A 19,658-nucleotide genomic window follows, 5' to 3' on the forward strand; every position below is an offset into this window, starting at 1 on the left:
GCGCGAGCGCGGTTGCGATCGCTTGCCGAGGCGGCCGAAAGAATGAGAGTTTGCGGCGGCGCCCCGCCCCTCGCACTGTGCCGAAAGACCGATGACCTCGCTGACCTGCTACCGCCTCCGGGCTGAAGCGCCGCCTCTCGTGCCCGCACGCGCCGAGCGCGCCTGGATGGACGCGACCAGCCAGCGCTTCGCCTATCGCTGCCTGCCGCTGTCCATCGCCAACAGCATGGGATGGGAATTGCTGTGCCCGATGACGTTCGAGGCGGAGTGGGATGGCGGCGACGGGTTGGACAGCATGGCCATCTCGGCGGATTCGCTTGAGATCGAAGATTATGCGGCGTCGCATTTTGGCTTCGGCGTGCTGACATTCCTGACCCATTACCTCTTCCGCACGGAGCCCGGCATCGGCATGAGCGTGCGCGGCAGCCCGAACCTGCCCAAGGATGGAATCCAGGCACTGGAGGGCATGGTGGAGACGGACTGGCTCGACCTTCCCTTCACCATGAACTGGAAGTTCACCCGCCCGGGAACGGTGCGCTTCGAAAAGGATGAGCCATTCGGCTTTCTGGCGCCCGTGCCGTATCGCGTGCTGGAAGAAGTCCGCCCCGAGATCGTCCCGATCGACGCCGCTCCGGACCGCAAGGAGGCCATTCGCCAGTATGGCGAATTGAGAGGGGCCTTTAACCGCCGGCTGAACGAAGGGGAGGCGGAGGCGGTGCGGCAGGGATGGCAGAAATGGTATTTCCGCGGGGTGCATCCCAATGGACAGGTCGGCAATCCTCTCCATCTGTCGAAGCTGCGTCTCGCCGAACCTCGCCTGGCGGACATGCCGACGTCGGAGCCCTCGTCTTCCGGCACGCAGGCAGATGACGCATCGTAGGCGGCGTGTTAGCCTTCTCCGGCGCTGCCGAAAGGCAAAACTTCCTTTGTTCCTGCATTCAGGGAGATTGACCATGAAGTACACGATCCGTCCTGCCGCCACCCTTGCTCCCATGGGTCCGCTCCCGCCGCAGCCCCGTTGAATTATTGCGCTTTCGAGCGGTAGAGCGCCGGCCTGAGGGCCGGCGTTTTTTTGCCGGTGGGCGACGCGAACGGAGCAGGAATTGGATTACCGACCGAAGCGGCGCCTTATGCGATCCGCGCCGAATTTCAGCAAAGCCGACGGCCTTACGCTCCTCAGCGAGTTGAACACCGCCGAGCCTCGCCACAGATCGGCATCGAAGCCCTTGAGCTCCAGGACAGCCTGCGAGACCAGGCCGAAGGCATTGGTGTTATGCTCGCGCCGCATCACGCCGAGTTCGCCGGTCGGGTCGTCGGGAAATAACGCTTCCAGCTCTTCCAATATGCTCCACAAACAGAAGAATTCCTGCAGGCGCGCGGAGCCGGCATAATAGGCGATGCCCTTGCTGTTGAGCACGCCCGAGGGCTCCGACGATCCCTCATTTATCGGCGACAGCGGAATCCACCGGCATTCCCGCCCCTCGCAAAGCAGATACATAAGCAGGACGACCTGCGGGTAGGTGAGCGCGAAGTCACATCCGCCATCGAGCCGACGCGCGAGATAGGCGATGGCATTGGCCAGGTCCGGCACATGGTAGACGATGCCGGGCGCGTGGTTCGATGCGGGCCGGAAGTATCTCCCCGTCACGCGCCCCTGCTGCACCGGCCGATAGATGGCGCCGTTCTTCGACCGGTAGATCGTGACCCCCATCGAGAAACCGGACGGCGTGGACAGAAGCGCGCGGATTTGGTCGACATCGGGAAGATCGTCGTCGGCCGAAAGAATGGCGCAGGACGTTCTGCAGGCATTGAACAATTGGATCAGATTTCGCGAATAGCCAATGTTGGTCGGATTCACGATCAGCCGCACGCCGCAGTCTGAAAAGCCCCGCACCACCTCCTGGACGCCGGCGTCCGGCCCGTCATCGGCAACGATGATGTCGATCTCGCTCCCTATGCCGCTCTCGCGTACCCTGCCGAGCAGCGCCGCGAGCGGTTCCGGACGTTTGTAGGAAGGGATCAGGAGCGTCAGGCCGTGGTCGGCGATCACCGCGTCGGCATCGTGGGGAGCCGCGTCCGTGCGAAATGTCGCGCCTTGGTGATCCATGCGTGACCCTTGCTCCACCGGGGTGACGGATGATGCGGCCGGAGGGATGTCATCATTCCACGCGCCACACCGCAGTCCACCATGTCCACCTCGCCGATGACGACCTTAGCGGAATTCATCGAGCCGTACATGCCGGTCGCGTCATGGCCCGGCCGGGCCGCCGATCCGCAGCCGCATCCATGCCCAGGGCCGCCGCGCGCGCCATCCCGGCAGCCAGACGCCGCCACCCGACGGCGTGTCGATGGCCTCGTGGCATTCGGCCATGCGCCGGCGCGCGAACATCACCGTTTCATTGCGCAGGGCAAGCCGGGCCGCGCGGTAAGGGCCGATATACGGGTTGGTATTGACCTCGAACACCACCGTGCGTCCGCCGAACCGCCCATGATCGGCCCGGCCATAATCCAGACAGCCGAGATCGAAAGCCCGGGACATGTCGTCGGCAAACCGATTGGAGACCACGGCGTCGTGTTCGTCCTGGGCGATTTCCGGCGTTACCTTGGCATGGTCGCCGATCTTCACCAGCCATGTGTCGTCGACGGCGATATGCTCGAGCACGGTCTGGCCGCCAATGCGCCAGGTGCCCCATTTGGCCCAGAGCGTTTCATTATAGCGCTCGGCTGCGAGTTCGATGACGAGCAGCCCGCGCAGCGGCGTGCCGGCCTTCTTCAGGCCAGCCAGCCCTGCCGTCAGCGCCTCCTGATCCTCGTAGAGCACATCGGCCGCCCGGCCGTGCCCGAGTTCGTCGCGCACGAAGACGGGAAAGCGCCGCGGCTTCGGATCGGTATCCGCGTGATAGACGCCGAACGGGTTGATGCCCTCGCGCTCAAGCGTGGTGAGCAGTTCGACACGGCACATGGCCAATGCTGGGTCGTTCAGGCACCGCAGCCCGGCGGCCTGCATGGTGCGGAAGAGCTGCGCGGCGAGCTGGAGCATCCACGGCCGCAGGGACTCGAGATCGCAGAACACATAGGTGGCACGCGGCAGGCGGGTGGCGCGAAACAGCCGTTCATAATGGGTGTGGCGTATGTCCGGCATCGGCACGCCGAACGTCTTGTCGAGCCGGCTCTGCACGGCGAGGCCGTGCCCGCGATAGGTGATGAACACGATCATGGGACAATACTCATTCGATCGGCAGCGCCTGCGCGTGCTTCACCTGGCTCAGCGCGAAGCTCGATTCGATGGAGGCGACGCCGTCGAGCCGGGTGAGCGTGCGCTTGAGGAAGGCCTCATAGGCCGGCAGGTCCTTCACCACGATGCGCAGGAGATAATCCCGCTGCCCGGTCATGAGATAGCACTCGACGATCTCCGGCCAGCGCGAGATGGCCTTGGCGAAGCGATCGAGTTCGTCCTCCCGCTGGCGCTCCAGCCGGATAGAGGCGAAGACGCTGACCGGCAGGCCGACCTTGTCCTGGTCCACCACCGCGACATAGCGCTTGATGACCCCGGCCGCCTCCAGATTGCGCACCCGCCGGGCGCAGGGCGAGGGCGAGAGGCCGACCTCAGCGGCCAGCGCGTCCATTGTCGTGTGCGCGTCCTGCTGCAGCACGGCGAGGATCTTGCGGTCGATCATATCGAGCCGGGCATCTGGCATATTTTGCTGTCTGACAGGGCTAAATTGGTGAATTGAGCCATACTAGGCGCGGGTGGCGACCGAGAATAGCTCCAAACGCCCTTTTCTTGTGGTTAGGCTTTCTCCCATAGGTGAGCCGGGAACGCCGACCATGGTCAAGATCGCCGAACGCAGTGCCGACGACATCGCGATGCTGCAGGATCTGGAGCGCAAGATTCTCTGGCTGGCAACGTGGACGATCCACAACGCCAACCATGTGCGCCCCAATGAAGACGGTCTCAAAGTGGGCGGCCACCAGGCGTCCTCCGCCTCCATGGCGACCATCATGACCGCGCTGTACCTCAAGGCGCTGCGGCCCGAAGACCGGGTAGCGGTGAAGCCGCATGCGAGCCCGATCTTCCACGCCATCCAATATCTGTTCGGCAAGCAGACGCGGGAGAAGCTGGAGAATTTCCGCGCCTATAAGGGCGCGCAGTCCTACCCCTCACGCACCAAGGACGTCGACGACGTCGATTTCTCCACCGGCTCGGTCGGCCTCGGCGTCGCGCAGACGCTGTTCGCCTCGCTGGTGCAGGACTATCTCGCCGCCAAGGGCCTCGGGCAGGGCTTCGGCCACGGCCCGGAGGGCAAGATGGTGGCGCTGGTCGGCGATGCCGAAATGGACGAGGGCAACATTTTCGAGGCGTTGCTGGAGGGCTGGAAGCACGGCCTGCGCAATACCTGGTGGATCGTCGACTATAACCGCCAGAGCCTCGACGCGGTGGTGCGCGAGGGACTGTGGGAGCGGTTCGAATCGATCTTCCGCAGCTTCGGCTGGGACGTCGTTATCCTGAAATACGGCCAGCTCCAGCAGGCCGCGTTCAGGGAGAAGGGCGGCGAGGCGCTGCGCCACTGGATCGACACCTGCCCGAACCCGCTCTATTCCGCCCTCACCTTCCAGGGCGGCAAGGCGTGGCGCAAGCGGCTGATGGACGATATCGGCGACCAGGGCGACGTTTCGGCGCTGATCGGGCGCCGCTCCGACGAAGAACTGGCGGCGCTGATGGGCAATCTCGGCGGGCATGACCTGCCCTCGCTGGTCGACGCTTTTGACGCGGCGCGCGGCCATGACCGGCCGGTGTGCTTCATCGCCTACACCATCAAGGGCTTCGGCTTGCCGCTGGCCGGCCACAAGGACAACCATGCCGGGCTGATGACACCGACGCAGGTGGAAACCCTGCGTGCCCGTCACAATGTCCGTCCCGGGCATGAATGGGACCTGTTCGAAGGGCTGGCAACGCCGCCCGCTACGCTGCAGGCGTTTCTCGACGGCGTGCCGTTCCGCGCGGGCGGCACGCGCCGCCACCTTCCGCCGAAGATCGAGGTGCCGGCCACGCTCGACGTGCCCCTGCAGGCCGCCATGTCGACCCAGCAGGGTTTCGGCCTGCTGCTCAACGAGATCGGCAAGCGCGAGGACACCTTTGCCAGCCGCGTCGTCACCACCTCGCCGGACGTCACCGTCTCGACCAATCTTGGCGCCTGGGTGAACCGGCGCAAGCTGTTCGCCCGCGAAGAGCTGGCCGACACCTTCAAGAAGGAGCGCATTCCCTCCACCTTCAACTGGGAATTCGGGCCCAGCGGCCAGCACATGGAACTCGGCATCGCCGAGATGAACCTGTTCACCATGCTCTCGGCGCTCGGCCTGTCACATTCGCTGTTCGGCGAACGGCTGCTCCCCATCGGCACGCTGTACGACCCCTTCATCGAGCGCGGCCTCGATGCGTTGAACTATGCCTGCTACCAGGACGCCCGCTTCATCATCGCCGCCACGCCCTCGGGGGTGACGCTGGCGCCGGAGGGCGGCGCCCACCAGTCCATCGCCACGCCGCTGATCGGCATGGCGCAGGACGGGCTGGCGAGCTTCGAGCCGGCCTTTGTCGACGAACTGGCGGTGATCCTGCGCTTCGCCTTCGAGCACGTGCAAGCGGAGGATGGCGGGTCGGCCTACTTACGCCTGTCCACCCGCACCATCGAACAGCCGCGCCGTACGATGGATTCCGCGCTGGCGGGCGAGATCGTGAAGGGCGGCTACTGGCTGCGCCGGCCGGGGCCGAACGCGCAGATCGTCATCGCCTATAGCGGCGCGCTGGCACCCGAAGCGATCGAGGCGGTCGGGTTGATCGCCGAGGACCGGCGCGATGTCGGCCTGCTCGCCATCACTTCGGCCGACCGGCTGCATGCCGGCTGGACGAGCGCGCAGCGCGCCCGCGAGGGCGGGGATGTCGAGGCGCGGGCCCATGTCGAGACGCTGCTCGACCCCGTGCCGCCAGGCTGCGCCATCGTTTCCGCCGTCGACGGCCACCCGGCGACGCTGGGCTGGCTCGGCTCCGTGCACGGCCACCGGGCGCGGGCGCTCGGCGTCGAGCATTTCGGCCAGACCGGGACGATTGCCGATCTCTATCGGCATTTCGGCATCGACGCGCAGGGCATGGTGCGCGCGGCACAGGCGATGTCCCCGGGCCGGCCGATCCGCCATCTGCGCGCGGTGGGCTGAGCCGCCCGCCGCTCAAGCGACGGCTTCCCAACCTCGCTGGCGCGGCGTACAGCCTCTGTAGCGGGGCGCTGCGGCGCAGCACGGGGAGAACAGCGTGGCGGGCCGGCGTATCCTCATCACCGGCACGGCCGGCTTCATCGGCTTTCACCTCGCCCGCCTGTTGTTGGCGCAGGGTTTCCGCGTCCATGGCTATGACGGGATGACGGACTATTACGATGTCCGCCTAAAGCAGCGCCGCCACGCCATGCTGGCGCAGAACGAGGCGTTCTCCGCCACCGAGGCGATGCTGGAGGATTTCGACACGCTCGCGCGCACGGTGGAGGACTTCCAGCCCGAGGTGATCGTCCACCTCGCCGCGCAGGCGGGGGTTCGCTACAGCCTGGAAAAGCCGCGCGCCTATATCGAGGCCAACATCGTTGGCACCTTCAACGTGATGGAATGCGCCCGGGCGGTGCCGGTGCAGCACCTGCTCATGGCCTCGACCTCCTCGGTCTATGGCGCCAATGAGGACATGCCGTTCCGCGAGACCGACAAGGCCGACACCCCGCTCACCATCTACGCTGCCACCAAGAAGGCGAACGAGGCGATGGGGCATTCCTACGCCCATATCTACGCCCTGCCGACGACCATGTTCCGCTTCTTCACCGTCTATGGCCCGTGGGGTCGGCCGGACATGGCGCTGTTCAAGTTTACCCGGGGGATTCTCGAAGGCACGCCGATCGACATCTACAACCACGGCGACATGTGGCGGGACTTCACCTATGTCGACGACCTCGTGGAGGGCATCCGGCTGCTGATCGACACCCCGCCACTGCTGCCGGAAGCGCGTGGCGAGGCCGTCCCCGGCGACAGCCTCAGCCCGGCGGCGCCGTTCCGCGTGGTGAATATCGGCAATTCCGACAAGGTGCGGCTGCTCGATTTCATCGACGCCATCGAGCAGGAGATCGGCCGCCCGGCGCTGCGCAACTATATGCCGATGCAGCCCGGCGACGTGCCCGCCACCTTCGCCGATGCCGGCCTGATCCAGGCATTGACCGGCTATCGCCCGAACACGCCGTTCCGCGAGGGCGTGGCGCGCTTCGTCGGCTGGTATCGCGACTATTACGGCGTGTGAGCGTAGCGGAGCCTGAAATGCACTGCCCTTCGACGCAATCCGGCCGCCTCGCCATCATCGGCCTCGGCTATGTCGGCCTGCCGCTGGCCGTCGAATTCGGCAAGCAGCGGGCGGTGGTCGGCTTCGACATCAGCCATGCGCGGGTGGCAGCGTTGCGCACCGGCCACGATGCGACGCGGGAAGTCTTGCCCGAGGAGATGGCCGAGGCTCGGCAGCTGCGCTTTTCCAGCGACGCCGCCGACCTTCGCACCTGCAGCGTCTTCATCGTGACCGTGCCGACGCCGGTCGACCTCTACAAGCAGCCGGACCTTGGCCCTCTGCTCAGCGCCTCGCAGACGGTCGGCGAGGCGCTCAAGACTGGCGACATCGTGATCTATGAATCCACCGTCTATCCCGGCGCGACCGAGGAGGACTGCGTGCCGGTGCTGGAGGCGGCCTCCGGCCTCATGCTCAACCGGGATTTCTTCGTCGGCTATAGCCCGGAGCGCATCAATCCCGGCGATCATGCCCACCGGCTGGCGACAATCCGCAAGGTGACGTCGGGCTCCACGCCCGAAGCCGCGGCGGCCATCGACGCGCTCTATGCCAGCATCGTCCCCGCCGGGACTTACCGGGCCGAGAGCATCCGTGTCGCCGAAGCCGCCAAGGTGATCGAGAACACCCAGCGCGACCTCAACATCGCCTTCGTCAACGAGCTTGCCATCATCTTCAACCGGATGGGCCTCGATACGGAGGCGGTGCTGCGGGCAGCGGAGACCAAGTGGAATTTCCTGCCCTTCCGGCCCGGGCTTGTGGGCGGCCACTGCGTCGGGGTCGATCCGTACTACCTCACCCACAAGGCCCGGGCGATCGGCTACCACCCGGAGATCATCCTCGCCGGGCGGCGGCTGAACGACGCGATGGGGGCATATGTCGCGAACCAGCTCGTCAAGGCGATGCTGAAACGCCGCATCGAAGTGGAAGGCGCCCGCGTGCTGATCCTGGGCATGACCTTCAAGGAGGATTGCCCGGATTTGCGCAACACGCGGGTCGTCGACGTGGTGCGCGAGCTCAAGGAGTTCGGCGCCCTTGTCGACATCCACGACCCCTGGGTCGACAAGGCGGCGGCGCGCCAGGAATACGGCCTCGCCCTTGTGGAGACGCCGCAGGCCGGCACCTATGACGGCATCGTGCTCGCCGTCGCCCATGGCGTGTTCCGCGAGATCGGTGCCGCCGGCGTCCGCGCTCTGGGCAAGCCGACGCATGTGGTCTACGATCTGAAATACATCCTGCCGCCCGAAGGCTCCGACCTGCGGCTCTGAACCGGCGGCGAGCCGTGCCTAGCGGGTGGCCCTGCGCCCGGCGATGGCGGCGCGCAGCACCTCCGCAAAGGCGCGCGTTCCCTTCTCGAAGGCCAGTTCCTTCTCATAATAGGCGCGGCCGCGCGCGCCCATCTCCCGGCGCTCGGCCGGTTCCAACGCCGCCAGCTGCAGCACCGCCGCCGCCAGCGCCCCGGCATCCTCAGGCGGCACGGCAAGGCCGGCCCCGGCCGCGCGGATCATATCCGCCGCATCCCCCGCCACCCCCATGATGATCGGCTTGCCGACAGTCAGATAGGCCTGCGTCTTCGAGGGCACCGTGATGGCGAAGAGCGGATCGTTCTTGAGGTGCACCAGCAGCACGTCGGCCGCCGCCAGCCAGGGGCCGACCTCGGCCTTCGACACGCGGGGATAGAAGCGCACATTCGCCAGCCCACGCACCGTGGCCGCGTTCTTCAGCCGCTCCGTGTCCAGCCCGGCGCCGAGAAAGCCGAATTCGATATGCGGGTGCGCCTCGCCCAGCAGCGCGGCGGCATCGAGAATGGTGTCGAGCGCCTGCGCGATCCCCATATTCCCGGCGAACAGAACACGAAACCGGCCGGGCGCGGCGAAGGCGGCGGGCACGGCGTCGGGCGCCGGCGCCGGGCTGGTCTCGTCGCCCCAATTATGGACCACGCGGATGCGGTCGACCGCGACGCCGCGCTCGATCAGCAGCCGGCGGAACCCTTCGGACTGGGCGATGACGCGGTCCATCCGCCGCCACGTCCAGCGGCACACGCGGCCGATCACTGCCAGCACCGCCTCGCTGTTGATCATGCCGGTGGCGCGCAGCGTGTCGGGCCACATGTCCTGCACGTCGACCACCACCGGCACGCGGCGGAAGAAGCCCGCCAGGGCGGCCGCGACGGCGGCGGTGACGGGGGGGTGATAGACCAGCATGACGTCCGCGCGGCGGGCGAAGAAGGTCAGGTACAGCAGCGCCGAGCCGAAGAAGCTGAGATAATTGAGGCTGCGGCCGACCCGGCTGCTGTCATGGCTCGGATAGAGGGCGAGCCGCGTGAGGCGCACGGGCCCGACCTGGCGCTTTTCGACCGGGCGGATCCGGTAGCCCTCATAGAGCTTGCCGCCGGGATAGTTCGGGAAGCCCGTCACCACCTCGACGTCGAAGCCGAGTTCATCCAGCCGCTCGGCAAAGGCCATGCCCTTGTTGGCATTCGGCTCGGGATCGAACCACTGCGTCACGAACAGCAGGCGCGGCCGTCCCGGCGATGCGGAAGCGTCCGTCACGTCGGGTCGTTCCGGCGGATGCCGTCCCACGCATTGGACAGCGGCGCCGTTCCCAGCAGCAGGCTGACGACGCGCTCCGACGTGTTGGTCACCTGATAGTCGTCCGGCACCGGGTGGGGCGCGCCATTGGCCTCGCGCGCGGCGAACAGGCGGGTGGCGAGATCGACGCCGCGCAGGATCGCGTCGCCGGCAAGGCCCGTCATCACGATCGATCCGGTGTCCATGGCTTCCGGCCGCTCGATCGCGTCGCGCGGCGTGACGGCGGGAAAGCCGAGGATCGAGGCTTCCTCGGCAATGGTGCCGCTGTCGGAAATCGCGCAGAAGGCGTTCATCTGCAGCCGGATATAATCGTGGAAGCCGAACGGCTTCATGAACTGCACCCGCGCATCCGCTTCCACCCCCAGCGCTTCCAGCCGCTTGCGCGTGCGCGGATGGGTGGAGACGATCAGCGGCCGCTCATAGTGCGCCGCCAGCGCCGAGAGCGTGGCGACCAGCTCACCCAGCCGCGCGCGGCTGTCGACGTTTTCCTCCCGGTGCAGCGACACCACGAAATAGCCGCGCGGGGAAAGACCGAGGCGCTCCAGAACGTCCGAGGCCTCGATGCGCGGGCGGTAATGGTCCAGCACCTCGCGCATGGGTGAGCCGGTGAGGTAGATGCGCCGATGCGGCAGCCCCTCCGCCAGAAGATGCCGGCGGGCATGCTCGGTGTAGACGAGGTTGAAATCGGCGATGTGGTCGACAACCCGGCGGTTGGTCTCCTCCGGCACGTTGCGGTCGAAGGATCGGTTGCCGGCCTCCATATGATAGACCGGCACTTTCATCCGGCGCGCCATGAGGGCGGAAATCGCCGAATTGGTGTCGCCGAGGATGAGCACCGCATCCGGCCGCTCACTGGCGAGCACCTTCTCGCTCTCGATGAGGATGCGCCCCAGCGTCTCGCCCAGCGAACCGCCGCCGGTGCCGAGGAAATGGTCCGGCCGGCGGACGCCCAGATCCTCGAAGAACACCTCGTTCAGCTCGTAATCATAGTTCTGCCCGGTATGGACGATGCGGTGGTCGCAGAACTCATCCAGCCGCGCCATGACGCGCGCAAGGCGGATGATCTCGGGCCGCGTGCCCAGAATGGTCATGACCTTCAGCATCGGCTCATCCTGGAAACGGCACATCGCGCATGCCGGTGGCGCGGTACATTTTCGATCCTAGCGCGCATAGGCATCGTGCAGCCCTTGCACCAGCGTCGGCCAGTCCGGCGGCACATAGCCGGTTGCCCTACGGAAACGCTCCGAGAGCAGCGAGCGGTCGATCACCGGCTCCGGCGTCGGCACGATCGCGATGCTCTTGCCGTACACATCTGCCACGATGCGCAGCAGGTCATATTTGCTGATCGGCGGCGCCGACAGGTGATAGAGGCCGTGAAGGCCCGCATGCGGGAGGATGTGCTGCGCCACGACCCGAGCGAACTCGACGCTCGTCACGCCGGAGAATACCGCCCGGGTGAAGCCGAGGACCGACCTTTCCTGCGCCAGGAACCAGTCGACCAGCGAGTGATGGCTGGCGACCTCATGACCCACAAGGGAGGTGCGCAGCGTGAGCGTATGGGGATAGGCCACCTCGCCCAGCAGCTTGCTGCGCCCATAGAGATCGGTGGCGTTGGGAATGTCGTCTTCCGTGTAGCGGCCACGGGCGCCGTCGAAGACGCAGTCCGTGCTCACATGGATGAGGCGGGCACCGAGCTCGCCGCACAGCCGTGCCAGCTGGTGCGGCAGGACGGCATTGATCGGCAGGGCGATGAGCGGATCCTCGGCCCCGGAAACCTGCTTGATCACCCCGATGGCGTTGACGACGACATCCGGCTGCACGCGCGCCAGGAGCACGCGCAGGCCGTCGAGATCATGAATATCGGCGAGCGGCAGCAGGCGGTCCGCGCCCAGAAAGGGCAGGTGCGCGGCGGCGTCCGGCCGGCGGGCGACACCGAAGATAGTAAGGCCCGGCTCGCGCGCCAGCCCGCGCGCCATGCCGTTGCCGAGCATTCCCATGACGCCGAGAATGACCACCTTCATGAAGGAAGCCGTCCCCCTGTTCGCCCGCTTGCGGCCGCCCGCATGCTCATGCGCTCCAGCCCTCGAGATCGGCGGCGATCTCCGGCAGCGTCAGCAGCAGCGCCTTCACCCCGGCGACATCCAGCCGCTGCGTATTGTGCGAATGATAGTCGCTCTGGCCGACGGTCTCGACATCCCCCTCGGAGAAATAGGGCCGGTAATTCAGGTCCCGACCGTCCATCCGCACGCGGAAATAGTCGCCCATGTCCTCGCTCTCGGTCAGTTCCTGGGCGTTGACCAGCGTCTCGTAGAGCTTTTCGCCATGGCGCCAGCCGATGATGTCGACGGGGTGGTCGGGCCGCCCGAACAGTTCCTTCAGCGCAGCCACCAGATCGGCGAGGGTGGCCGCCGGCGCCTTGCGCACGAACAGGTCGCCCTGCCGTGCGTGCTCGAAAGCATGGTGCACCAGCGCCACCGAATCGCGCAGCGGCATGAGGAAGCGCGTCATGGTCGGCTCGGTGATGGTGATCGGCTCGCCGGCCTTGATCTGGCGGATGAACAGCGGGATGACCGAGCCGCGCGAGCACATGACATTGCCGTAGCGCACCAGCGAGACGGTGGTGGGCGCCTCGGCGCCGATCGAGCGGGCGATGGCGCGCGCCAGCTTCTCCATCATCGCCTTGGACATGCCCATGGCATTGACCGGGAACACCGCCTTGTCGGTGGACAGGCACACCGCCGAGCGCACCCCGGCGGCGACCGCCGCGCGCACCACGTTTTCCGAACCGAGTATGTTGGTCCGCACGGCCTCCATCGGAAAGAACTCGCAGGACGGCACCTGCTTCAGCGCCGCCGCGTGAAACACGCGGGTGGCACCGGCCATGGCGCGGTCCACGCTGTCGCGGTCGCGCACATCGCCAACATAGAAGCGGACATTGTTGCTGCGCAGGCTGTTGCGCAGCATGTCCTGCTTTTCCTCGTCGCGGCTGAGGATGCGGATTTCCGGGCATCCCCGGCGCAACAGGTCCTGCAGCATGGTCCGCCCGAAGGAGCCCGTGCCCCCGGTGATCAGAACGCGCTCGTGCTGCATGTGATTCCCCATGGCCTTGGCCCGCAGGCTCCGTTCCTATTCCATGACGGAGCGCGAAGCGAGAGACGCCGCGAACAGATCGCGGCTGGCGGCCACGTTGTCGTCCTGCTGTTGCCGCCGACGCACAAAGGCGGCGGCCCGGGCGCGCCGCGCCAGCGCTGCCTCCGTGGGCTCGTCGGCCAGCGCGTCGATGCGCGCGGCGAAGGCGGCCGGCGCGTCCAGCGGCAGGTCGTCGCCGACCCCGGCAGCGGCGAGGCCGCGCCACGGCGTGGCGTCGGAAATCAGCACCGGCGTCCCCGCCGCCAGCGCCTCGGCGATGACATGGCCGAAATTCTCGCCGCGCGTCGGCAGGAAGAACAGATCGTGGCGCGCCATCAGGGCCTCGACGTCCTCGGGCCGCACCGCCCCCTGCCACCGCACCGTGACCTGCGGCGGCAGGCCGGCGGCAAGGGCGAGGCACGCGGCGCGATACGCCTCGTCCTCCGCCGGGCCGTGAATGTGGAACACCACGGGGCGGCGCACCTGCGCCAGCGCGCGCAGGGCGAAATCGAGGTTCTTCATCGGCGAAAGGCGGCCCAGGAACAGGATCCGCAGCGGCGCCCCCGGCGCGCGCGGCGTATGGACGGGCACCACCTCGGTAAGGCGGGCGGATAGATCGCAGGCCACCGCCACATCAGCCGCCGCGCCGAACACCGCCCGGATATCGACGGCCTCGAAGGCCGAGGAGGCCTGCCAGCGCAGCCCCTCAAACAGGCCGACCGCACGGCCTGCCCGCAGATAGCCCCGCTTCTTCGCGCTCTTGAGCGCCATCGCGCCGGCGGAAAACTCCCCGCGCGGCGCGAGCACGGTGGGGCGCGACGGAAGCAGGCCGAGCCGGCGCGCCACCAGCGGCGCGATGGAAAAACGCGGCGAGAAGAAGCTGTTGAGATAGAGCAGATCATGCGGCGTCCGCCGGATGAGGCGGGCCAGCGCCAGCGGGGCCTGCCCGGCCGGCGAGGTGTAATGCACCTGCGCCCGCCCCACCGGCACCCAGCGATCGACCGCGACAGCCGGATAGGCCTGCGCATCGCCGAGGTCGCGATCGGAGGTGAGGATGCGGAAATCGAATTCATCCGCCAGATGGTCGACAAGATGGACGAGGCTGCGCACCGGCCCTCCCGCGCGGAAGCCGGGGAGATAGTGCGAGACCGGCATGAGGATGAGAGGTTTCGTCATGGCGGGAAGGTCATACGAGGTGGCAAGGCGGCCTCCGCGCCGTTACGGACGAAAGAAGGGTCTTCGATGTCTCATGTCCGCCGCGTCACCTACGGCCGGGTATCGAGCCGCCCGGCCCCGCCCCTTCGAAAGGTCGACCTACGAAAGCAGGCGCCCTTCCCATTGGCGTTGAACCCGAGCGGCTGCCCGCTTGTGGTAGGGTTGCGCGACCGCTCGCATAGCTCCACGCGAATAGGCCGATGATCAGCAGCCCCTGCCCGCCAGCGGAAAACATCGAGGCTTCGGCGAGATTGATCAGCAGCGCGGTAAGACACACGGAAAGAGGCACCGGCCCACCGCGGGCAGTGACCTGCACGAGACGAAACACCCAAATGAATACGAGGAAGAGGCCGAAGACGCCCGTCTCCTCCAGTATCGCAAGCGGAGTGACGCCTTTTTCAACTGCCGCGCTCAGGGGCAGGCCCATGAATGGATCTCGGACGATCTCCATCATTATTGGATCGGAATCGAGCCCGAACCCAATTCCGGAGAAAGGATAGCGCGAGATGTTCTCAATCATCGGGCGGATTAGAATTCCGCGCGAGGTGTTATAGGCGTCAGCGAGGCCATCCACGTTGGCCCGGCCGGATTTGGTCAGATAGTGATCGATGAGGCTCACGAGCGTCGGCAGAAAGATGATCATGCCGGCGACAGCCAAGCAGACCATGCTCCAGAAGCGCCAGCTCCGAAGACCCGGCATGACATCGAGAATGCGTCGGCCGCTGACGAATGCCGACAGCGCGATGGCGCCGACGATGCCACCAAACATAGCAAGACCCGCCACGCGTGCTTCCGACAGCAAAATGCCGACAAGGCCAGCAATCATGACGCCGACCAGCGTCCAGGAAGGCTGCCGCTGGGAGAGAAACCGGGTCGTGCTCCAAGCTGTGAGCAACGATATGGTCAATCCGAGCACCTGCGGCTGGTTGAATATGCCTTGGAAACCGGTCTTGTTACTGAGATAGCCAACCGAAGAGACCATCAGCGGAAGACTGAAAACGAGAGTAGCCACGAGCATCCAAAACAGCTCGTTCCCCATTCTTTCTCTCTTCCAATCGGAAAATCCGATCCATATGGAGAAAAGAACCATCACAGTCAAAGTCCATGAAATACACTTGAGCAAAGATACATCTACGATGCTGCTAAACAGAACAGAGTGAACAATAAAAAATATACTAAGGATGATTGTACCGGACATGAAGCCGTCAAGGGGCCGACGCACATCCGGCCTGTACATGACGACTGAGAAGATTGCGGCCATGAGAATGGCGTAGCGTCCCGCCGCACCCAATGATGCTTCAGGCGCTATGCCGAGATTGATCATCGTGAAGAGCCAGGAAAAGATGAACGCCCGGATGGCATGCGGACGGCCGAGCGCCGCATAGGCCGCCAGAACGACATAGCTCAAATCGGCCGTCGGCTCGGAGGCTAGGCGCAACGCCAAAGCGATAAGCAGCGGCAGAAATGTCAACTTGCCGAAGCCTCGCTCCGCCTTGGGAACGACGGTACGGCGAACGGACGCATGGGAAGCATATCTCAAGAGCGTGCCCAATCACCGGTGCCGCGTAGTGCGGCAATAAAGTTGGCCTGCTCCCCATCCCGGCCGCGCCGCCTAAGCGATCCGCAGAAGGGCATCCACCGATCCCGCGCCGGCAGGAGAAACCTCGCCGCACCATCGCTCAGTTGCCCGCCGTCCGCAACTGAGCCACTCTCGCGGTGGCGGCCGACTTCAGGCAGCAAGAGCTCGGGCAACAAGACCTCGAAACGCGACCGAAACGCCATGGCGGTGGAAATCCCGACAAAGATACCGCTCGGCATCGGAAAAGCGCGCTAGGAGGGGCTCATCGATGACTGCGGGCGAACCGGCGTGCAACCCATGATCCGCTACGGGCAACAGGACATCACCCAGGCCGACATCGATGCCGTCGCTGCGGTCCTGCGATCGGTGAACCTCACCCAGGGTCCCACCATTCCCCGCTTCGAGGACGCCGTGCGTGCCGTCACCGGCGCCCGCCACGCAGTGGCGGTGAACAGCGCCACTTCCGCTTTGCACATCGCCTGCCTCGCCCTCGGCCTCGGGCCGGGCGACGGGCTGTGGACCACGCCCAACACCTTCGTCGCCTCGGCCAATTGCGCGCTCTATTGCGGGGCGCAGGTGAGCTTCGTCGACATCGACCCCCGCACCTATAATCTCTGCGCGGACCGGCTCGAGGAAAAGTTGATCGCGGCGCAGGCCGAGGGGCGCCTGCCCAAGGTGGTGGTGCCGGTGCATTTCGCCGGCCAGCCCTGCGACATGGCGCGGATCCACGCGCTCGGCCTCCACTACGGTTTCCGGATCATCGAGGACGCCTCGCACGCCATTGGCGGCAGCTATCGCGGCGAGCCGATCGGCAATGGCCGGCACAGCGACATCACCGTCTTCAGCTTTCACCCGGTCAAGATCATCACCACCGCCGAAGGCGGCATGGCGTTGACCAATGACGACGCGCTCGCGACGCGGCTGGGCCTGCTGCGCAGCCACGGCATCACCCGCGACCCGGCGTTGATGTCCGGCGCGTCCGACGGGCCGTGGTACTACCAGCAGGTGGCGCTCGGCTTCAATTACCGCATGACCGACATCCAGGCGGCGCTGGGGGTGAGCCAGATCGAGCGGCTCGCCGCCTATGTCGCGCGGCGCCACCAGATCGCCCAGCGCTATGACCGGCTGCTGGCCGACCTGCCGCTGACCCTGCCCTGGCAGCACCCGGAGGGATACTCGGCCTTCCACCTCTATGTCATCCGCCTGCGTCTCGAACAGCTGGGCACCTCGCACCGCGCGGTGTTCGAGGCGCTGCGGGCGGCGGACATCATGGTGAATTTGCACTACATCCCCGTCCACACCCAGCCCTTCTACCAGCAGATGGGCTTCCGGCCGGGCGACTACCCCGAGGCGGAACGCTATTACCGCGAGGCGATCAGCATCCCCATCCACCCGCAGCTGACCGATGCCGAGCAGGACCGGGTGGTGGACGTGCTGCGCGAGGCGCTCGGCCGATGAGGCTTGACCAATGAGACTTGCCGTCATCCCCGCGCGCGGCGGCAGCAAGCGCATTCCGCGCAAGAACATCCGGCCCTTTGGCGGCCTGCCGATCATCGCCTGGTCGATCCGCGCCGCGCGCGACAGCGGCTGCTTCGACCGCATCCTGGTCAGCACCGACGATGCGGAAATAGCCGAAATGGCGCGCACCCACGGGGCGGAGGTGCCGTTCCTGCGCCCGCCGGAACTCTCCGACGACCACACCGGCACCATCCCGGTCATCGCCCATGCCGTAGCGTGGCAGAACGCGCAGGGCACGCCGGTGAGCGAGGCGTGCTGCCTCTACGCCACCGCCCCCTTCGTGCGGGCAAGCGACCTGCGGCACGGCCTGCAGGTGCTGGAGCAGAGTGGGGCGGACTACGCCTTCTCGGTCACCACCTATGCCGCCCCGGTCCAGCGCGCATTGCGGATCACGCGCGAGGGGCGGGTGGCGATGCTGCAGCCGGAGCATTTCCACACCCGCTCGCAGGATCTGGAGGAAATCTGGCACGACGCCGCGCAGTTCTACTGGGGTCGCGCCCGCGCTTGGCTGGCGCAGGAGACCTTGTTCGGCCCCTCCAGCGCGCCCATCCCCCTGCCGCGCCAGCGCGTGCAGGACATCGACACGCCGGAGGACTGGGAAAGGGCGGAAGGAATGTTCCGCGCGCTGCAGCCGGCGCGCGGAGATGGCGGCGGGGCATGAGCGGCGAGCGCCTGCGCGTGGCGTTCCGCGCCGATGCCTCGATCGAGATCGGCACCGGCCATGTCATGCGCTGCCTGACGCTCGCCGACGCGTTGCGCCGGCAGGGGACGGACTGCGTCTTCATCTGCCGCGCCATGGCGGGTGATCTCCTCGCCGACATCGCCAGCAGGGGCCACGCCACCCGCGCCCTGCCCGCCGCCGGCTCGCCTGTCGCGCGAGAGGAGGGCGACCCCGCCCATGCGCACTGGCTCGGGGTCGACTGGGCGCGCGACGCGCAGGAAACCCGCGAGGCGCTGGGCGCGGAGAGTGTCGATTGGCTGGTGGTCGACCATTACGCGCTCGACCGGCGCTGGGAGGAAGCGGTGCGCCCCTCCTGCCGCCGCCTGATGGTCATCGACGACCTGGCGGACCGTCGCCACGACTGCGAGCTGCTGCTTGATCAGACGGCAGGACGCCTGCCGCAGGACTACGCCGCCCTTGTCCCTGCGGGTGCCAAGATGCTGGCGGGGGCACGATACGCGCTTCTGCGTCCCGACTTCGCCGCGCTGCGCCCCGAGAGCCTCGCCCGCCGCCGGCAGCCGCGGCTCGGCCGGCTGCTGGTCACCATGGGGGGCGTGGACAAGGACGACGCCACCGGGCGCGTGCTCGCCGCCCTCGACGCCTGCGCCTTGCCGCCCGACATGCAGATCACCGTGGTGATGGGGCCGCAGGCGCCCTGGCTAGCGCAGGTGGAGGCCCGCGCCGCACGCATGCGCCACGCGACGCAGGTGCGCGTGGGCGTCTCGGACATGGCGCGGCTGATGACCGACAGCGACCTCGCCATCGGCGCGGCCGGCAGCACCTCCTGGGAGCGCTGCGCGCTCGGGCTGCCCAGCATCCTGCTGGTGCTGGCGGAAAATCAGCGTAGCCTCGCCGAGGGTCTGCACCGGCAGGTAGCCGCCATTGCGGTATCGAGCGCGGGCGAGGCGGTGGCTTTTATGGAGCAGCATCTGAGGGGCGGCACGCTTGTCGGGCTTTTGCAGAGGCTGAGCGCCGGCGCGGCCGGCGTGGTTGATGGCCATGGCGTATCCCGCGTCCTTCATGACATGACGCATCATGGCTGAGACCTGCACGATTCGGGCGCTGACGGCGGATGATCTTCCCGCGATCCTGGCCTGGAGAAACCATCCGGACGTGCGCCGGGCGATGTTCACGCAGCACGAAATCAGCCTTGCCGAACATCAAGCCTGGTTCGCGCGGACGAGTGCCGACCCAGCCTGCCACCGGCTGATCGTGGAAGAGGGACAAACCGGCATCGGCTATGTCCAGTTCAACAATGTCGCGGTCGACGGCGTGTCCGAATGGGGCTTCTATGCGCGTCCCGGCATGCCGAAAGGCACGGGGACGGCACTGGGGAAGACGGCGCTGGCTTATGCCTTCGACGCGTTGATACTGCACAAGGTGTTCGCGCAGGTCATCGCCGACAATACGGCCTCGTTGGCGCTGCACCACCGCCTCGGCTTTGTGGAGGAGGGTCTGTTGCGCGACCAGAAGCTCATTCAGGGGGCGCATCATTCCCTCGTCCATTTCGGCCTGCTAAGGCACGAATGGCAGGCGGACTAGGACGGT

General features: G+C 66.6%; 17 protein-coding genes. 8 read left to right on the forward strand and 9 right to left on the reverse strand.

What is annotated here, in order from left to right:
• Window positions 1-91 precede the first annotated feature (91 nt).
• Window positions 92-880, forward strand: coding sequence for a DUF6065 family protein (locus tag ACQY76_RS02470; RefSeq protein ID WP_428031341.1), 789 nt, complete (start codon window positions 92-94; stop codon window positions 878-880).
• Between the two features lie 228 nt (window positions 881-1,108).
• On the opposite strand, the gene ACQY76_RS02475 is transcribed toward ACQY76_RS02470, so the two are convergent.
• The 3 genes from ACQY76_RS02475 to ACQY76_RS02485 all read right to left on the reverse strand — a co-directional run bounded on the left by ACQY76_RS02475 (window position 1,109) and on the right by ACQY76_RS02485 (window position 3,698).
• Window positions 1,109-2,050, reverse strand: coding sequence for a glycosyltransferase family 2 protein (locus ACQY76_RS02475; protein ID WP_428031342.1), 942 nt, complete (start codon window positions 2,048-2,050; stop codon window positions 1,109-1,111).
• 198 nt (window positions 2,051-2,248) lie between these two features.
• On the reverse strand, window positions 2,249-3,217 hold the full coding sequence (locus ACQY76_RS02480) for a hypothetical protein (RefSeq protein WP_428031343.1): 969 nt from the start codon (window positions 3,215-3,217) through the stop codon (window positions 2,249-2,251).
• Between the two features lie 10 nt (window positions 3,218-3,227).
• Window positions 3,228-3,698: an Lrp/AsnC family transcriptional regulator gene (locus ACQY76_RS02485; RefSeq protein ID WP_428031344.1), complete on the reverse strand. Its 471-nt coding sequence runs from the start codon at window positions 3,696-3,698 to the stop codon at window positions 3,228-3,230.
• Window positions 3,699-3,828: 130 nt separating this feature from the next.
• Between ACQY76_RS02485 and ACQY76_RS02490 the strand changes: the two genes are divergently transcribed.
• From ACQY76_RS02490 to tviB, 3 genes are all read left to right on the forward strand, one after another.
• Window positions 3,829-6,210 carry a transketolase gene (locus ACQY76_RS02490; protein WP_428031345.1) on the forward strand — a complete coding sequence of 794 codons (2,382 nt, stop codon included), beginning with the start codon at window positions 3,829-3,831 and terminating at the stop codon, window positions 6,208-6,210.
• Between the two features lie 94 nt (window positions 6,211-6,304).
• Window positions 6,305-7,324: an NAD-dependent epimerase/dehydratase family protein gene (locus tag ACQY76_RS02495; protein ID WP_428031346.1), complete on the forward strand. Its 1,020-nt coding sequence runs from the start codon at window positions 6,305-6,307 to the stop codon at window positions 7,322-7,324.
• A 17-nt stretch (window positions 7,325-7,341) separates the two neighbouring features.
• Entirely contained in the window at window positions 7,342-8,625 is a 1,284-nt protein-coding gene (gene tviB / locus ACQY76_RS02500) for a Vi polysaccharide biosynthesis UDP-N-acetylglucosamine C-6 dehydrogenase TviB (protein ID WP_428031347.1), read from the forward strand.
• 18 nt (window positions 8,626-8,643) lie between these two features.
• Here the strand turns inward: tviB and ACQY76_RS02505 are convergent, their stop codons facing one another.
• From ACQY76_RS02505 to ACQY76_RS02530, 6 genes are all read right to left on the reverse strand, one after another.
• Window positions 8,644-9,909 (reverse strand): glycosyltransferase family 4 protein, encoded by a 1,266-nt coding sequence (locus ACQY76_RS02505; RefSeq protein ID WP_428031348.1) that lies wholly within the window; start codon window positions 9,907-9,909, stop codon window positions 8,644-8,646.
• The gene (wecB, locus tag ACQY76_RS02510; protein WP_428031349.1) at window positions 9,906-11,051 is read right to left on the reverse strand and encodes a non-hydrolyzing UDP-N-acetylglucosamine 2-epimerase; all 1,146 of its coding nucleotides are present in this window, start codon (window positions 11,049-11,051) and stop codon (window positions 9,906-9,908) included. The genes ACQY76_RS02505 and wecB overlap by 4 nt, the downstream gene beginning before the upstream one ends.
• Window positions 11,052-11,108: 57 nt before the next feature.
• Window positions 11,109-11,969, reverse strand: a complete 861-nt coding sequence (locus tag ACQY76_RS02515) for a dTDP-4-dehydrorhamnose reductase family protein (RefSeq protein ID WP_428031350.1) — start codon at window positions 11,967-11,969, stop codon at window positions 11,109-11,111.
• Between the two features lie 46 nt (window positions 11,970-12,015).
• Entirely contained in the window at window positions 12,016-13,038 is a 1,023-nt protein-coding gene (locus tag ACQY76_RS02520; RefSeq protein ID WP_428031351.1) for an SDR family NAD(P)-dependent oxidoreductase, read from the reverse strand.
• Between the two features lie 36 nt (window positions 13,039-13,074).
• A complete protein-coding gene (locus ACQY76_RS02525) occupies window positions 13,075-14,253 on the reverse strand; it encodes a glycosyltransferase (RefSeq protein ID WP_428031352.1) in 1,179 nt (392 codons plus the stop codon).
• Between the two features lie 85 nt (window positions 14,254-14,338).
• Window positions 14,339-15,844, reverse strand: a complete 1,506-nt coding sequence (locus ACQY76_RS02530; RefSeq protein WP_428031353.1) for a hypothetical protein — start codon at window positions 15,842-15,844, stop codon at window positions 14,339-14,341.
• Window positions 15,845-16,168: 324 nt separating this feature from the next.
• On the opposite strand from ACQY76_RS02530, the gene pseC reads away from it, so the two are divergent.
• Genes pseC through pseH form a run of 4 tightly spaced genes read left to right on the forward strand, consistent with a single transcriptional unit; the run spans window position 16,169 to window position 19,652 of the window.
• The gene (gene pseC, locus ACQY76_RS02535) at window positions 16,169-17,329 is read left to right on the forward strand and encodes a UDP-4-amino-4,6-dideoxy-N-acetyl-beta-L-altrosamine transaminase (protein WP_428032914.1); all 1,161 of its coding nucleotides are present in this window, start codon (window positions 16,169-16,171) and stop codon (window positions 17,327-17,329) included.
• A gap of 10 nt (window positions 17,330-17,339) precedes the next feature.
• The gene (gene pseF, locus ACQY76_RS02540) at window positions 17,340-18,050 is read left to right on the forward strand and encodes a pseudaminic acid cytidylyltransferase (RefSeq protein ID WP_428031354.1); all 711 of its coding nucleotides are present in this window, start codon (window positions 17,340-17,342) and stop codon (window positions 18,048-18,050) included.
• Window positions 18,047-19,153: a UDP-2,4-diacetamido-2,4,6-trideoxy-beta-L-altropyranose hydrolase gene (pseG, locus tag ACQY76_RS02545; RefSeq protein WP_428031355.1), complete on the forward strand. Its 1,107-nt coding sequence runs from the start codon at window positions 18,047-18,049 to the stop codon at window positions 19,151-19,153. Before pseF ends, pseG begins: the two co-directional genes overlap by 4 nt.
• Window positions 19,146-19,652: a UDP-4-amino-4,6-dideoxy-N-acetyl-beta-L-altrosamine N-acetyltransferase gene (gene pseH, locus ACQY76_RS02550; RefSeq protein WP_428031356.1), complete on the forward strand. Its 507-nt coding sequence runs from the start codon at window positions 19,146-19,148 to the stop codon at window positions 19,650-19,652. Before pseG ends, pseH begins: the two co-directional genes overlap by 8 nt.
• The last annotated feature ends 6 nt before the right edge of the window (window positions 19,653-19,658 follow it).

The organism is Ancylobacter sp. (assembly GCF_965279025.1).
Classification (GTDB): Bacteria; Pseudomonadota; Alphaproteobacteria; order Rhizobiales; family Xanthobacteraceae; genus Ancylobacter.